Below are 14446 nucleotides of genomic sequence, written 5' to 3'. Positions count from 1 at the left end.
GGTGTCAGCGGACCCCGCGCGGCCGGTACTGGATGCTGATCCGCGGCCCCACCGGGCGCGTGGTCTTCGGGACGGCGTGCTCCCAGGTGCGCTGGCAGCTGCCGCCCATGACGAGCAGGTCGCCGTGGCCGAGCAGGCGCCGGACGGCCGGGCCGCCGCCGCGCGGGCGCAGCAGCAGCGGGCGCGGTTCGCCGACCGAGACGATCGCGATCAGGGTGTCCTGGCGGCCGCCGCGGCCGAGCCGGTCGCCGTGCCAGGCGACGCCGTCCCGCCCGTCGCGGTAGTAGCAGAGGCCGGCGGTGGCGAAGGGCTCGCCGAGCTCCTCGGCGTAGTGGGCGCCGAGCGCGGTGCGGGCGGCGGCCAGCACCGGGTGCGGCAGGGCGGCCGGCCCGGCGGCGAAGTCGTCCTCGCCGTAGAAGGCGAGCAGCCGGGGCACGTCGACCACCCGCTCGTACATGGTCCGGCGTTCGGCCTGCCAGGGGACCTCGGCGGCGAGCCGTTCGAACAGCGCGTCGGCGCCGCGCAGCCAGCCCGGCCGCTCGTCGATCCAGGCGCCGTCGCCCAGCACGGTGCGGCGGACGCCGTCCAGCGGGCCGGTGCCGATCTCCTCGACGTCGTCGAACAGCGAACCCTGGAGGTGGAGCACGCGGCCAGCCTACGCCTCATGGGAACACCTGTGCGAATAAGGTGGGGTGCGTCGGCCGGTCCGCCGCGCGGACGAGGTTTGAACCCGCCGCACGGACGCCAGGAAACGGGGATGGACCGACCCTCGCCCTCCGCCCCGCTGCGACTCTCCGACGAGGTGGCCGCCGCCCTCGCCGCAGGCACCCCCGTGGTCGCCCTGGAGTCGACGATCATCGCCCACGGCCTGCCGCGCCCCCGCAACCTCGCGGTCGCCGTCGAACTCGAGGACCTCGTCCGGGCCGGCGGCGCCGTCCCCGCGACGATCGCCGTGCTCGACGGCGTACCGCACATCGGCCTCGACAAGGACGCACTGGAACGGATCGCCACCGACGCGTCGCTGCGCAAGCTGGGCTTCCGCGAACTCGCCCCCGCCGTCGCCACCGGCGCGAGCGGTGCCACCACCGTCTCCGGCACGGCCTTCCTCGCCGCCCGCGCCGGCATCCGGGTCTTCGCCACCGGCGGGCTCGGCGGCGTCCACCGCGACTGGACCACCAGCCAGGACGAGTCCGCCGACCTCGGCCTGCTCGCCCGCACCCGGATCACCGTGGTCTGCGCCGGCGTGAAGTCGATCCTCGACGTGCCGGCCACCCTGGAGCGGCTGGAGACCCTCGGCGTCGCCGTCCTCGGCTACCGCACCGCCGAGTTCCCCGGCTTCTACCTCACCGGCTCGGGCCTGCCGCTGGACTGGACGCTCGACGACCCGGCCGAGGTGGCCGCGGTGATGCGGGCCCAGGACGAACTCGGCGGCCCGGAGTCCGCGCTCGTGGTCGCCAACCCCGTCCCGCCGGCCGAGCAGCTCGACCCGGAGCTGCACGACCGGGTGCTCGGCGAGGCGCTGGCCGCCGCCCGGTCCGCCGGGGTCACCGGACAGGCCATCACCCCGTTCCTGCTCGCCCACCTCACCGAGCACACCGGCGGCGCCTCGCTGGAGGCCAACCTCGCGGCGGTGCGCGGCAACGTCCGGCTGGCCGCCGGGATCGCCGTCGCACGGGCCGCCGCCGAGCAGCCGGAGCCGCGGGGATGAGCGCGGGCGCGCTGCTCGTCGTCGGTGAGGTCGTCACCGACGTGGTCGCCCTGCACGAGGGCCCGCTCGCCCCGCACACCGACACCGCCGCCCGGATCGCCGTCCGGCCGGGCGGTGCCGGGGCCAACGCGGCCGCCTGGGCCGCCGCCGGGGGAGCGCGCGTGCGGCTGCTCGCCCGGGCGGGCGCCGACTCCGCCGACTGGCACCGGGCCGAACTCGCCGCCGCCGGGGTCACCGCCCACCTCGCCGTCGACCCGCAGGCGCCGACCGCCGTGGTGATCAGCCTGGTCGACGGGCACGCCGAGCGGACCCTCGTCACCGACGGCGGCGCCGCCGTCCGCCTCGGCCCCGCGGACTGGTCGGACGACCTGCTGGAGGGCGCCGCCCGGCTGCACTTCTCGGGCTACCAGCTGCTCTCCGGACCGGGCCGCGCCCTGGCCGCCCTCGCCCTGCCCGCCGCCCGCGCCGCCGGGCTGCCCGTCAGCGCCGACCCGGCGTCCACCGGCTTCCTGCAGCGCTGCGGCCCGGGCGCCGTCCGCGAGGCCTTCGCCGGGGTCGGACTGCTGCTGCCCAACCGGGCCGAGGCCCACCTGCTGGCCGGCACCGGCGACCCGGCCGCCGCCGCCGAGCGGCTCAGCGCGCGGTACGGCGAGGCCGTGGTCACCCTCGGCGCCCAGGGCGCGATGGTGGCCGCGGGCGGCCGGGTGCTGGCCCGGGTGCCCGGGGTGCCCGGCGTCGCCGCGCTCGACTCCACCGGCGCCGGCGACGCCTTCACCGGCGGGCTGCTGGCCGCCCGGCTCGCCGGTGCCGACCCGGTCGAGGCGGCCCGGGCCGGCTGCCGCGCGGGAGCGGCGGCGGTGGCCCTGGTCGGCGCCCGCCCGCCGACCGGGCGGACGGGACCGGACGTGCCCGACCGTTCCGCGTCGACCGGCCGGGCCGCCGTGCGATGATCGCCCGGTGGAGCGAGCGACGAGGGGCCGGGGACGGATGCGCAGCGGTGCGGCCGCCGCCGGGGCGCTGCTGGTCCTGCTCGGCCCGGCCGCGCTGCCGGCCGCCGCGGCCGAGCGGCCGGAGCGCGTCTTCACCATCCACGACGAGCGGATCACCGAGTCCAGCGGCCTCGCCGCGAGCCGCGCCCACCCCGGCGTGTACTGGACGCACAACGACAGCGACGACGGCCCGTACGTCTACGCCGTCGACAGCGAGGGCCGCACCGTCGCGACCGTCACCCTCCGCGGCATCAAGCCGCGGGACGTGGAGGCGATCTCGCTCGGCCCCGACGGCCGGCTGTACGTCGGCGACATCGGGGACAACCTCGACGGCACCTGGCCCGAGGTGTGGATCTACGCCTTCCCCGAGCCGGCCGACCTGCACGACCAGACCGTCACCGCCGTCCGCTACAAGGTCCGCTACGAGGACGGCCCGCGCGACGCCGAGGCGCTGATGGTGCACCCGGTCACCGGCCGCGCCTACATCGCCAGCAAGAAGCAGTCCGGCGGCGGCCTCTACCAGGGCCCGGAGGCACTCTCGCCGACCGGCACCAACACCTTCCGGCGGATCGCCGACGTGCCCTGGGTGACGGACGGCGCCTTCTCGCCGGACGGCCGCCGGCTGGTGCTGCGCGGCTACTTCGCCTCGGACCTCTACGCCTGGGACGGCACCCCGAAGAAGCTCCGCGCACTCGACGTGCCCTTCCAGCGCCAGGGCGAGTCGGTGACCTTCTCGGCGGACGGCACCGCCGTGCTCTACGGCAGCGAGGGCCGCGACAGCGACGTCTGGCGGCTGCGCCTCACCGGCGACGGCGCGCCCGCACCGTCCGGCAGTCCTGCGGCCGCCCCGAGCGGCGGCGCCGGGGCGCCCGCCGCCTCGGGTCGGGCCGCCCCCGGCTCGGGCTCCGGCGGCACCGACCACGCGCTCGCCGCGCTGATCGCGGTGGCCGCGGCGATCGGCCTCGCCAAGCTCTGGTCCGGCCGGAAGAAGGGGAACTGACGATCCGTCGGATGTCCGGACGGGCGCCCGGGCGGGAGGCCGGGCTGCGAACCGTTCGTGAGCCGAAGACCCTCGGGGGACACATGACGGAACACCGGGCCGGGACCGGGACGTCGATCGTCGCGGGGCAGCCGCTCGACGACCGGGAGCGGCCGGAGATCGACACCTCGCTGCCGCACTCCGCCCGGGTGTACGACCACTGGCTCGGCCCGAAGGCCGCCCGGTACTGGGCGGGCGTCGCGCGCAAGCCCTGACCGGGAGGACCTCCAGGGCGCCGGGCGGGCCGGTTCGGGCCGGCCCGCCCGGGACCCCTGCGCCGCGGCCGGGGCTCAGCGGCCGCCGTTCACCACCGCGCTGGAGACCGCACCGGTGTGCAGGTCCCACCGCTCCAGGATGCGGTCGTACTCGCCGTTGCGGATCAGCCGGTCCAGCGCCTTGGCGACGGCCGCGCGCAGCTCGGTGTCCGCCTTGTTCACCGTGATCGCGTACGGGCTGGACTGGATGTGGTCGCCCGTCAGCTCGAAGCGTCCGCCGCGCACCGCCGAGGTGTTGAACTGGGCCACCGGGTAGTCGTTGAGGTCCGCCACCGCCGTCCCGTCCGCGACCTCGGCCAGCGCCAGCTCGTCGTTGGCCAGCTGGTGCACGTCCAGCTTCTTGGCGTAGCGGCTGCAGGCGCCCGCCTGGCGGGTCGCGATCTCGGCCTGCACGGTGCCCTTCTGCACCGCGACGGCGTGCCCGCACAGGCTGTCCAGGCCGTTGATCCGCTCCGGATTGCCGGCCTTCACCAGGATCGAGGTGCTGGTGAAGAAGTAGTCCACGAAGTCGACGCCCGGCCCGGAGGTGCGGCCCGCGTCGTCGACGCCGTTCTGCCGGTCGGTGGTGTCGATCACCGCGGACATCGCCAGGTGGACGTCCCCGGACTGCACGGCCGGGATCAGCCGGTCGAACGGCATGTCGACGAACTCGACCCGCAGCCCGAGCAGTCTGCCGACCGCCGCGGCCAGGTCCGGGTCGAGGCCCGCCGGCCGCCCGTCGGCCTCCTTGTAGTCCACCGGGGCGTAGTTGAGGTACGAGCCGATCCGCAGCACGCCGGCCTTGCGGACGGCCTTCGGCACCCGGTCGCGCAGGTCGGAGGAGCCGTCCGAGGCCGGTGAGGCCGTACTCGCGCAGCCGGACAGCAACAGGCAGGCCGCACCGGCGGCCGCGAGGGTGCGCCCGGGCACGCGGGCGCGCCGGGGCAGGGAGGAGTGGTGCATGGTGAGGGAGCTTCCTGAGGGAGGGAAGAACGGAGGAAGACTGATGGCACTCACGCCGCCGAGGCCGCAGGGTTACGCGGCGCGGACCTGGTCCCGTCACCGGAGGCCGCCGCAGGATGGGCAGGCGGCCTGGTCGACCGAGGTACGCCACCGGGGGCGGACCGCCCATCCTTCCACTGCGAGGGCCACCGCGGACCCCGGGGTCCCTACCCGGTGGTAGGACGCGCGCCGCCGTCGGTGGCCCGCGCTACGGTCCCCGACCGAGGCCGGTGCCGAACGGGGGAGGACCGATGGGTTGCCGAGGAGCGCACTTCGCGCTGACCGCCGAGCAGGCCGCACGGCTGCTCGCCGCCGCGGACGACGAGGCGGTGCTCGCCGAGGTCGCAGGGATCGAGGAGGGCTGGGACACCGACCACCTCGCCGAGACCGACAAGGCCTGGGACGCCATCCACCGCTGCCTCACCGACGGCACGCTGTCGTACGACGGCGGTGCGTACCCGCTCTCGCACGCCGTCCTCGGCGGCCTGCCGCTGTACGACGGGGACGACCACGTCGTCGTCCTCACCACCCCGCAGGAGGTCGCCGACGTCGCCGCCGCCCTCGCCGGGATCGACGAGGCCCGGCTGCGCGAGCACTTCTTCGCCCTCGACCCCGCCGACTACGACGGCGCCCGCGACGAGGAGGACTTCGGCTACACCCACTACTGGTTCGGCGAACTGCGCGCCTTCTTCGCCCGCGCCGCCGCCGACGGGCGGGGCGCGGTGTTCACCGTCGACCAGTGACCGGCCCGGCAGATCCGGCAGGGCCACGGACGCCGCGCGCTGGCGCGCCGACGGGTGGCGGGTCACGGTGAGGGGAGGGCGGACCGCCGGCGTCCACCCGGTGATCGTCCCGGTCGTGCCGGGTGGTGGGGCGGAGCTCCGGCCCGGAAGCGAAGGCGCGGAGGTTCCCGGCCCAAGGGCCGGGACCCGAGTCGAAGGGGCCCGTTGTGAAGCGCACTGCCTGGTTCACGGCCGCCACCGCCACCCCGCCGGCCGCCGCCGTGGTGCCGACCCGGGGCACCGCGTCCGCACACGACCGGCCGGTCGGCCCGCGGGCCGGACGGGGCTCCTACGGGACCAGGGCGCCGTACCTCCCGCAGGGGCGGCCGGGCCGCTACCAGCCGGTGCCGCAGGGCTACACCGCGGTGTTCACCGAGAACGTCGCCCGGCACGGCTCCCGGGCCATGACCGGCAGCGAGGACGGCGACGCGGTGCTCGCGCTCCTGGCCGAGGCCCGGGAACGCGGCGCCCTGACCGACCTCGGCCGCAGGCTCACCCCGCAGGTCCGGGCGCTGCTGGCCGCCGCCGCCGGGATCGGCTACGGCAACCTGTCCGGCCTCGGCGCGCAGGAGCACCGGCAGACCGCCCTGCGGCTGGAGCAGCGGCTGCCCGGACTGTTCGACACCATCGCCGCCACGGGCGAGCCGATCGTGGTGGAGACCTCAGGAGTGGCCCGCGCGACCGCCAGCGCCGACGCCTTCACCGCGGGCCTGACGGCCGGCCGGCCCGAACTGGCCGGTCTGATCGGAGCACCCGTCACCGACAGGGACCTGCTCTACTTCCACAAGCAGCCGCAGAACGCCGACTACCGGGCGTACCTGGCGGAGGACCGGGACCTCGCCGCCGCGCTCGCGGCCGTCGACGGCATGCCGCGCACCGCCGAGGCCGCCCGGCGCACCGCCGGCCGCATCTTCCGCGCCGGCTTCGCCGCCGCGCTGGCCGCCGACCGGCAGCTCGCCTTCGCCCGCTCGCTGTACGCCCTGTACAGCGCCGCGCCGGACCTCGCCGTGGAGGCGCCGGACGTCGACCTCGCCCCGTTCCTCGCCGACCGCGACGCCCGCTGGTTCGGCTACCTCGACGACGCCGAGGAGTTCTACCAGAAGGGGCCCGGCTTCAGCGGCCGCACCGTCACCCACCGGATGGCGGGCGTCCTGCTCGCCGACCTGTTCGCGCAGGCCGAGGCCCGGGCCGCCGGCACCGGCCGCACCGGTGCGGTGCTGCGCTTCACCCACGCCGAGGAGATCGAGCCGCTCGCCGTCCTGCTCGGACTGCCCGGCAGCACCGAGCCCGCCCGGGCCGACGAGCCCTACAGCCACCGGAACAACCCCTGGCGGGGCGCCGAGGTCTCGCCGATGGCCGCCAACATCCAGTGGGACCTGTACGCGGGCACCACGGCCGGGGGCGCACCGAGCCACCTCGTCCGGATGTTCTACAACGAGAAGGAGACCGCCTTCCCGGCGTCCTGCACGCCGGTCGCCCCGGGCAGCTACTTCTACGAGCTCGGCGAGCTGGAGCGCCGCTACGGCCGCGCCTGACGGACGGATCCGCCGGCCCCTCCCCGCCGCATCCTGCCGGGGCGGGCCGTGCGGTCGTTCAGCGGCCCGCGGTCGTTCAGCGGCCGGGCGCGGCCGTCGGCGGCGCGTCCAGCACCCGGAAGGAGATACCCGCCGCGACCAGCCGGTCGATCAGCGGCCGGCCCATCGCCACCGCCGTGGTCGACTGCCCCGCCACCGGCGGCAGGTCGTCGTACGCCAGGCAGAGCGCCGACTCGGCGAGCATCTTCGCCGTCTCCTGGTAGCCCGGGTCGCCGCCCGACACCTCGGTGAAGACCGTCCGGCCGCCCTCCGCGCGTGCCACGAACCGGACGGCGAACCAGGACCGCGCCCGCTGCTCCGCGCTCGGCCCCTCGCCCGGCCTCCGCAGCCGGCCCAGCGCCCGGCGCAGCACCGGCAGCTGGGCGGCGACGGCGACCGCCGCCACCGCGGCGATCCCGCCGAGGGCGATCGGCAGCCGCCGCACCGCCGCGTAGTGCGCGTAGCCGAAGTCCGGGCCGTACGCGTCCAGTGCGGCGGCCGAGCGGGCCACCACCTGCGGGTCGATCGCCGGCATCGGCACGGCCCAGGCCCGCGCGGCCCGCGACCGGTGCGGGCGGCCGACCGGGGTGCGGACCAGCCGCCCCTTCGGCCGCGGCTCGACCGCGCGGCGCGCCCGGGCGGCCCGTGCCATCGCCCGCGGCCGGGAGAAGGCCGTCATCGCGGAGGCGAAGGTGCCGCCCGAGATCGTGCCGCCCGCGCGGACGAAGCCCTCCACCGAGAGCCGGGCAGCCGGGCCGCCGCGGCGCAGCAGTTCCTCGACGGTGAACAGCACGCCGAGGTCGTGCGGCACCGAGTCGAAGCCGCAGGCGTGCACCAGCCGTGCCCCGCTGGCGACCGCCCGCTCGTGGTGCCGCAGGTACATCCGGTCGACGAACTCCGGCTCCCCGGTGAGGTCCACGTAGTCCGTGCCGCTCTCCGCGCAGGCGGCCACCAGCGGCTCGCCGTACCGCAGGTACGGGCCGACCGTGGAGATCACCACCCGGGTCGAGGCGGCCACCTCGCTCAGCGCCTCGCGGTCCGCGGCGTCCGCGACCAGCAGCGGGAGGTCCGCGCAGCGCGGGTCGAGCTCCGCCAGCCGCGTCCGGACGGCGGCGAGCCTGCGCCCGTCCCGTCCGGCGAGCGCCCAGCGGCAGCCCTCGGGCGCGGCCCGGGCCAGGTATTCGGCGGTGAGCCCGCCGGTGAACCCGGTGGCACCGAACAGGACGAGGTCGTACGGGCGCGGCGCGGCCATCAACAGTCCCTACTCGCGAGTAATCGACTGCGCCACGCTAGGAGCCCGTCGTGACACTGTCAACGGCTCCCGGACCCGCAGCCCGGACCCGCAACCCGGAGCCGGAGCCCGGACCGACAGCCCGGCCGCGGTCGGCCGTGCGCTCAGTGCGCGATGCCGTCGATGAGCTCCTGGGCGCCCTGACGCTTGAGAGCGAGGGCGGTCGAGGTGCCGAGGTCCTCGGGGCCGAGCGCACCGGCCCACTCGTGGGCGTCCAGCACCCGCTTGCCGTCCGGCGAGAACACCCGGCCGCGCATGGAGAGCCGCCCGTCGTCCTCGGCCCGCGCGTAGCCGGCGATCGGCGCGTTGCAGTGGCCCTGCAGGACGTGCAGGAACATCCGCTCCGCGGCCGCCTCGCGCCACGTCCGCGGGTCGTTGAGGCCGGTCACGGTGTCGACCGTGGCGGTGTCGTCCTCGCGGCACTGCAGGACGAGGATGCCGGCGCCGATCGGCGGGCACATCGCCGCCACGTCCAGCACCTCGCTGATCCGGTCGGCGAGGCCGATCCGCTCCAGGCCGGAGACGGCCAGCAGCAGGGCGTCCGCCTCACCGGCGTCCAGCTTCGCCAGCCGACTGTTGGCGTTGCCGCGCATCGGCACGCACACCAGCTGCGGGTGCGAGGCGGCCAACTGGGCGACCCGGCGGACGGAGGAGGTGCCGATCCGGGTGCCGGCCGGGAGCTCGTCCAGGGTCAGTCCGCCCGGGTGCACCAAGGCGTCGCGGATGTCGTCGCGGGCCAGGTGGGCGGCGAACACCGTGCCCGCCGGCAGCGGCCGGTCGGCCGGGACGTCCTTCAGACAGTGCACCGCCAGGTCCGCCTCGCCGGCCAGCAGCGCGGCGTCGACCTCCTTGGTGAAGGCGCCCTTGCCGCCGAGCGCGGCCAGGTCGCCCGTCCAGCGGTCGCCGGAGGTGGTGACCGGCACGACCTCCGTCCGGATCCCCGGGTGCAGCGCGGCGAGTTCGGCGCGGACGCGCTCGACCTGGGCGAGGGCCATCGGTGACGAACGGGTGACGATGCGCAGCGGTTCGGCCATGGGGGAGATGATAGGCCGTCAGACACCCCCGCCCGGACCACGGCCCGCCGCGCCGGCCAGCGCCGGCGGACCCGTCCCGCCCGCCCAGCCCAGCAGCAGGACGGCCGCGGCGGCGGCCGGCGCGCACCAGGTCGAGGCGAAGGCGAGGCGCCACACCAGGGCGCACACCAGCGCGCCCGCGCCCAGGACCAGGCCCAGCCGGCGGAGGGCGGCGTCCCCGCTGAGCAGCAGCGCCCCGAGGGTGGCCAGCAGGTAGCCGGCGATCAGCAGCGGCGCCGCGGGCACCCCGACGGCGTACGCCAGTGTGTGATGGCGAACCTCCGCCGACACCGGACGGCGCAGCACCGCCACCGCGAGCGGGACGGCGACCACCGCGCCCAGGACGGCGAGCGCGCCCAGCCGCCGCCGCGGGTGGCCGGGCCCCGCCGCGCACCACACCCCGGAGGAGACCAGCAGCGGCAGCAGCGGCAAGGCGATCAGCGCCCACACCGCGCGGGCCGCCTGCGCGGGACCCGGCCCGATCCGGCCGTCCTCGCCGAGCCAGACCGCGGCCTCCACCAGCTGGTGCACCCGAGCAGCAGCGGCAGCGCGGCCAGCGGCACCCGGCGCGGATCGCGCACCCGCAGCAGGCAGACCGTACCGAGCCCGGCGACCACCGCGCCGGCCGCCGCGTCCGCCTCCGCACTCCAGCACATCCGGTCTCCTCACGAAGGGCCGCCGGGGGCCGCCGGGAACAGACCTCAGCGGCCGTGCCGCCGGGCCGGTGCGTCCGCGAGGGTGTTCCAGAACATCAGCTCGTAGGCCTGCAGCAACTGCCCGTACTCGCGGCCCGCACCGATCCGCCCGCCGTCCGGGGCCAGTGCCTCCAGCACCGCCACCGCGGCGTCCTCCGCGGCCGGCGCCGGCCGGGCGAAGAAGTCGAAGAAGGCGCAGTCGGTGTCGTCGAAGCCGTAGTGGCGGCGCAGCCCGGTCGCCACGGCCGCGCAGTAGCCGCCCCACGCGGCGAAGTTGGCGGTGAGTGCGAGCACCACCCCGGCCGGGTCGCCGTTCAGCGCGAGCCAGGCCAGGTAGGCCGGGTACGCCTGGCAGCCCGGCAGCGGTTTGCGCGCCGCCGCCTCGCGGGGCGAGAGCCCGCAGCGGGCGGCGAAGGCCTCCAGCAGTCGCAGGGCCTCGGCCTCGCCGTCGGCGAGGCCGGCGAAGTAGGCGCCGCCGGGGTCGTCCGCGCACCGGGCGGCCAGCACCAGCAGGCTCCGCCGGTCGCTCCCGATGATCCGGAACTGCTGCGCGGCGAGCTCCGACAGCACGGTCAGCGGGGCGGTGCCCGCGGCGATCTCGGGAACGAGGCGGTTCTCCCGCTCGCCGGGGGCGAGCTCCCGCCGGACGTCCTCCAGCACCTGGCGCGGTTTGCGGCTCATGCTCGGCCTCCTCCACTGTCGTCGGCCTGCCCGACGCGCTCCCGTCTGCCCGGGCCGCCGCGCCCCACACGGAGGCCGCGGGCGGGCCGACCGCCCCGGCCAGCCTAGGCAGCCGGTGGCGGCCCGAGCGGTTCCCGGCCCGGCGTGGCGGCACCCGGAGACCGATCGGCGCAGCCGCCACATCCTGGGAGCGCTCCCAGGATCTTCGGGTCAACCGGCCTCCGATCCTTCATTAGTCGTACTGGTCAGCCCGCCTTTTCCGGCCGGCGTCGAGGTTTTCAGCCCAATCCTTCAAGTATTGAAGTCTGTTGGCCGTATTGACGGGTGATCCGCCACTGGCTTTGATGAGGGCGATTCCGGCGCACTGCCGCCCTGGTCGTGGGAGCGCTCCCGCACTGCTCTGCCGCAACGCTTCCGCGGCCGAGGACGCCGGCATCGGCACTCTCGTACCACGGAACGCCCCCACCCGCCGGGCGCCCGCCCGCCACCTTCCCCCGGCGGCGGCACCCGACAGCCTCCAGAGAGGAACGAGACCCATGCGCCTTCAGCTGCGCCGGCGCCTCACCCGCCGGCTCGGCCGCGGTGCCGCAGCACTCGCCGCGGCCACGGCGGTCGTCGTCGCCCCGACCGGCCTGCAGGCCGCGCATGCCGACACCCCCGCGGCACCGGCCGCCACCGCCGCCGCGGGTGCCGGGTACTGGCACACCAGCGGCCGGCAGATCCTGGACGAGGCCGGCCAGCCCGTCCGGATCGCCGGCATCAACTGGTTCGGCTTCGAGACCGGCAACTACGTGGCGCACGGCCTGTGGAGCCGCGACTACAAGAGCATGATCGACCAGATGAGGTCGCTCGGCTACAACACCATCCGGATGCCGTACAGCGACGACATCTTCAAGGGCACCCAGCCCGCCGGCATCAACACCTCCGGCGGCATGAACGCCGATCTGGTCGGCCTCAACTCCCTGCAGGTGATGGACAAGCTGGTCAACTACGCCGGCTCGGTCGGCCTCAAGGTGATCCTCGACCGCCACCGTCCCGACTCCGGCGGGCAGTCGGCGCTCTGGTACACCGCCGCCGTCCCGGAGTCGACCTGGCTCGCCAACCTCAAGTCGATCGCCGCGCGGTACGCCGGAAACGCCGCCGTGGTCGGCATCGACCTGCACAACGAGCCGCACGACCCGGCCTGCTGGGGCTGCGGCGACACCGCCACCGACTGGCGGCTGGCCGCCCAGCGCGGCGGCGAGGCGGTGCTCTCCGCCAACTCCAAGCTGCTGATCTTCGTCGAGGGCGTGCAGACCTTCAACGGCAGCTCCAACTGGTGGGGCGGCAACCTGCAGGGCGCGGGCCAGTACCCCGTGCAACTCAGCGTACCCAACCGGGTGGTGTACTCGGCCCACGACTACGCGACCAGCGTGGCGCAGCAGCCGTGGTTCTCCGACCCGACCTTCCCGGCCAACATGCCGGCGGTCTGGGACAAGAACTGGGGCTACCTCTTCAAGCAGAACATCGCCCCGGTCTGGGTCGGCGAGTTCGGCACCACCCTGCAGTCCACGGTCGACCAGCAGTGGCTGAAGGCCCTGGTGCAGTACCTGCGGCCCACCGCCCAGTACGGTGCCGACAGCTTCAGCTGGACGTTCTGGTCGTGGAACCCCAACTCCGGTGACACCGGCGGCATCCTGAACGACGACTGGACGACGGTCAACACCGTCAAGGACGGCTACCTCGCCGACATCAAGGCGCCCGGCTTCGGCGGCACCGGTGGCGGGGGCGGAGGCGGCGACACCACCGCACCGACCGTGCCGGGCGGCCTCGCCGTCACCGGCACCACGGCGAACAGCGCCTCGCTCTCCTGGACGGCCGCCACCGACAACACCGGCGTGACCGGCTACGACGTCTACCGCGGCGGCGCCAAGGTCGGCAGCAGCACCACCACCTCCTACACCGATGCCGGACTGACCGCGGCCACCGCCTACAGCTACACCGTGCGGGCCAAGGACGCGGCCGGGAACGTCTCCGCCGCCTCGACCGCCGTCACCGCCACCACGGCCGGCTCCGGCGGCAACGGCGGCTGCAGCGCGGCGCTCACCCTGAACGACTGGGGTGCGGGCCTGACCGCCAACGTGACCGTCACCAACACCGGCACGGCTCCGACCAAGGGCTGGAAGGTCGTCTGGCAGTGGCCCACCGGCCTCAAGGTCACCAGCAGCTGGAGCGCCGACGTCCAGCAGAGCGGACAGACCGTCAGCGCCGCCAACCTCGCCTACAACGGTGTGATCGCCCCGGCCGGCTCCACCACCTTCGGCGTCCAGGCCACCCGCACCGACAGCGGGGCCGTCGCCACCGCCGTCCCGACCTGCACCGCCACCTCCTGACCCGCGGCGCGGACGGTGACCTGACCCCCGTTCCGCGCCCGGCCACGACACCGCCGCCCGGGAGCCCGCACTCCCGGACGGCGGTGTCACCCCATGCCCGCACGGGCGGGCGTGCAGGGATCAGCCCGGCGGCCGCCCGCTCGCGCCGCCCGCCGGGCCGGTCGCGGAGGACCGGCGGGCCGGTGCGTCGATCCGGTTCCGGTGCACGACCGCGGTCACGCCGTCGCCGAGTGCGGCCAGGGCCGCGGCGCGGCCTGCCGTGCGCCGTGGCCGACTCCGCCGCGCACACCGCTCGGGGTGCCGGCCGGCTCCGCGGGATCCGCGTCCGGTGCGGTGCCGGCGGCTGCGCCCCCGTGGACGGTGAGTTCGAAGTCCCGGTGCGCCTTGGCGTCCAGGGCCAGCGGCACGCGGATCCGCCCGTCGCCGACCATGCGTCGGACGGCCGTGCGGCTGAGACCGAGTCCGAGCATCAGGAGTCGCTCGACCCGGACCGGCACCGGCAGTTCGAAGCCCACGTGCACGGTGAGCGGTATCGGGCCGTCGAGTGCGTGGAGCGGCGTGCGCGCCTCCAGCGTCCAGGTGCCGGCCCAGTCGAGCCGGTACCCGTTCTTCGCCGCGAGCGAGGCGTTCGTCGTCAGCTCGCGGACCACGGCCGGGTCGTTGTTCTCGTACGCCACCAGCCGGGACGGCTCCAGCGACGAGACGTGGACGCGTTCGTGGACGGGCACCTTCGAGGTCCGGTCGCAGGTCGCGCAGATCAGCAGCAGCCAGACGTCGAGGAGCTTGCCGCTCGCGTTGACGCGGATCCGGCCCGAGGCGCGGTGCCGCGTCCCGGGACAGTCCGGGCAGGCCCGGACGGCGGCGGGCAGGGCGGACTGACGCACGGCCCACAGGGCCTTGCGGTCGGTATGCATGATGGTTGCTTTCAGGGCTCGCCAGGAGCGCTCGCGGCCGGGCCGCGGCTCCTGGGACATGAACGGGTGCAC

13 protein-coding genes and 1 pseudogene are annotated in these 14446 nt (G+C 75.8%); 7 read left to right on the top strand and 7 right to left on the bottom strand.

Features of this window, described 5'->3' with window-relative positions; genetic code table 11:
- Positions 1-4 precede the first annotated feature (4 nt).
- Complete coding sequence (locus tag IE98_RS0132535) at positions 5-646, bottom strand: alpha-ketoglutarate-dependent dioxygenase AlkB (RefSeq protein ID WP_030275254.1); 642 nt, start codon at positions 644-646, stop codon at positions 5-7.
- A gap of 111 nt (positions 647-757) precedes the next feature.
- Here IE98_RS0132535 and IE98_RS0132530 point away from each other — a divergent pair, with 111 nt between their 5' ends.
- The 4 genes from IE98_RS0132530 (at position 758) to IE98_RS49645 (ending at position 3951) form a co-directional block, all read left to right on the top strand.
- On the top strand, positions 758-1708 hold the full coding sequence (locus tag IE98_RS0132530) for a pseudouridine-5'-phosphate glycosidase (RefSeq protein ID WP_030275253.1): 951 nt from the start codon (positions 758-760) through the stop codon (positions 1706-1708).
- Positions 1705-2658 (top strand): carbohydrate kinase family protein, encoded by a 954-nt coding sequence (locus IE98_RS0132525; protein ID WP_052391274.1) that lies wholly within the window; start codon positions 1705-1707, stop codon positions 2656-2658. Before IE98_RS0132530 ends, IE98_RS0132525 begins: the two co-directional genes overlap by 4 nt.
- 37 nt (positions 2659-2695) lie before the next feature.
- Positions 2696-3697, top strand: a complete 1002-nt coding sequence (locus IE98_RS0132520) for a membrane protein (protein WP_030275249.1) — start codon at positions 2696-2698, stop codon at positions 3695-3697.
- A gap of 83 nt (positions 3698-3780) precedes the next feature.
- A complete protein-coding gene (locus tag IE98_RS49645) occupies positions 3781-3951 on the top strand; it encodes an SAM-dependent methyltransferase (protein ID WP_159401146.1) in 171 nt (56 codons plus the stop codon).
- A gap of 75 nt (positions 3952-4026) precedes the next feature.
- On the opposite strand, the gene IE98_RS0132510 is transcribed toward IE98_RS49645, so the two are convergent.
- Complete coding sequence (locus IE98_RS0132510) at positions 4027-4953, bottom strand: ABC transporter substrate-binding protein (RefSeq protein WP_030275247.1); 927 nt, start codon at positions 4951-4953, stop codon at positions 4027-4029.
- A 290-nt stretch (positions 4954-5243) separates the two neighbouring features.
- Between IE98_RS0132510 and IE98_RS0132505 the strand changes: the two genes are divergently transcribed.
- Together IE98_RS0132505 and IE98_RS0132500 are read left to right on the top strand one after the other, a co-directional pair.
- Entirely contained in the window at positions 5244-5735 is a 492-nt protein-coding gene (locus IE98_RS0132505) for a DUF1877 family protein (protein WP_030275245.1), read from the top strand.
- A gap of 206 nt (positions 5736-5941) precedes the next feature.
- Positions 5942-7309: a histidine-type phosphatase gene (locus IE98_RS0132500; protein ID WP_030275243.1), complete on the top strand. Its 1368-nt coding sequence runs from the start codon at positions 5942-5944 to the stop codon at positions 7307-7309.
- A gap of 76 nt (positions 7310-7385) precedes the next feature.
- On the opposite strand, the gene IE98_RS0132495 is transcribed toward IE98_RS0132500, so the two are convergent.
- From IE98_RS0132495 to IE98_RS0132480, 4 genes and pseudogenes are all read right to left on the bottom strand, one after another.
- Positions 7386-8600 carry a saccharopine dehydrogenase family protein gene (locus IE98_RS0132495; RefSeq protein WP_030275241.1) on the bottom strand — a complete coding sequence of 405 codons (1215 nt, stop codon included), beginning with the start codon at positions 8598-8600 and terminating at the stop codon, positions 7386-7388.
- Positions 8601-8743: 143 nt separating this feature from the next.
- Positions 8744-9673 (bottom strand): hydroxymethylbilane synthase, encoded by a 930-nt coding sequence (gene hemC / locus IE98_RS0132490; RefSeq protein ID WP_030275239.1) that lies wholly within the window; start codon positions 9671-9673, stop codon positions 8744-8746.
- 18 nt (positions 9674-9691) lie between these two features.
- Positions 9692-10368 (bottom strand): annotated as a pseudogene (locus IE98_RS43450) (DUF6629 family protein).
- 45 nt (positions 10369-10413) lie between these two features.
- Complete coding sequence (locus IE98_RS0132480; RefSeq protein WP_030275237.1) at positions 10414-11088, bottom strand: transcriptional regulator; 675 nt, start codon at positions 11086-11088, stop codon at positions 10414-10416.
- A gap of 536 nt (positions 11089-11624) precedes the next feature.
- Here IE98_RS0132480 and IE98_RS0132475 point away from each other — a divergent pair.
- Entirely contained in the window at positions 11625-13460 is a 1836-nt protein-coding gene (locus tag IE98_RS0132475) for a cellulase family glycosylhydrolase (protein ID WP_030275236.1), read from the top strand.
- Between the two features lie 215 nt (positions 13461-13675).
- On the opposite strand, the gene IE98_RS0132465 is transcribed toward IE98_RS0132475, so the two are convergent.
- Positions 13676-14374, bottom strand: a complete 699-nt coding sequence (locus IE98_RS0132465) for a DUF1062 domain-containing protein (protein ID WP_052391273.1) — start codon at positions 14372-14374, stop codon at positions 13676-13678.
- Positions 14375-14446: the final 72 nt, after the last annotated feature.

It is taken from the genome of Streptomyces sp. NRRL B-24484 (assembly GCF_000717715.1).
Classification (GTDB): Bacteria; Actinomycetota; Actinomycetes; order Streptomycetales; family Streptomycetaceae; genus Kitasatospora.
Note: the sequence above shows the minus strand (reverse complement) of the source record. Positions and strands in the feature narration are given on the sequence as shown.

Coding starts and splice junctions, on each gene's coding strand:
- IE98_RS0132495 (WP_030275241.1), bottom strand. CDS start 8,600: ATGGCCGCGCCGCGCCCGTACGACCTCGTCCTGTTCGGTGCCACCGGG.
- IE98_RS0132525 (WP_052391274.1), top strand. CDS start 1,705: ATGAGCGCGGGCGCGCTGCTCGTCGTCGGTGAGGTCGTCACCGACGTG.
- IE98_RS0132530 (WP_030275253.1), top strand. CDS start 758: ATGGACCGACCCTCGCCCTCCGCCCCGCTGCGACTCTCCGACGAGGTG.
- IE98_RS0132475 (WP_030275236.1), top strand. CDS start 11,625: ATGCGCCTTCAGCTGCGCCGGCGCCTCACCCGCCGGCTCGGCCGCGGT.
- IE98_RS0132480 (WP_030275237.1), bottom strand. CDS start 11,088: ATGAGCCGCAAACCGCGCCAGGTGCTGGAGGACGTCCGGCGGGAGCTC.
- IE98_RS0132520 (WP_030275249.1), top strand. CDS start 2,696: ATGCGCAGCGGTGCGGCCGCCGCCGGGGCGCTGCTGGTCCTGCTCGGC.
- IE98_RS0132465 (WP_052391273.1), bottom strand. CDS start 14,374: ATGCATACCGACCGCAAGGCCCTGTGGGCCGTGCGTCAGTCCGCCCTG.
- hemC (WP_030275239.1), bottom strand. CDS start 9,673: ATGGCCGAACCGCTGCGCATCGTCACCCGTTCGTCACCGATGGCCCTC.
- IE98_RS0132505 (WP_030275245.1), top strand. CDS start 5,244: ATGGGTTGCCGAGGAGCGCACTTCGCGCTGACCGCCGAGCAGGCCGCA.
- IE98_RS0132510 (WP_030275247.1), bottom strand. CDS start 4,953: ATGCACCACTCCTCCCTGCCCCGGCGCGCCCGCGTGCCCGGGCGCACC.
- IE98_RS49645 (WP_159401146.1), top strand. CDS start 3,781: ATGACGGAACACCGGGCCGGGACCGGGACGTCGATCGTCGCGGGGCAG.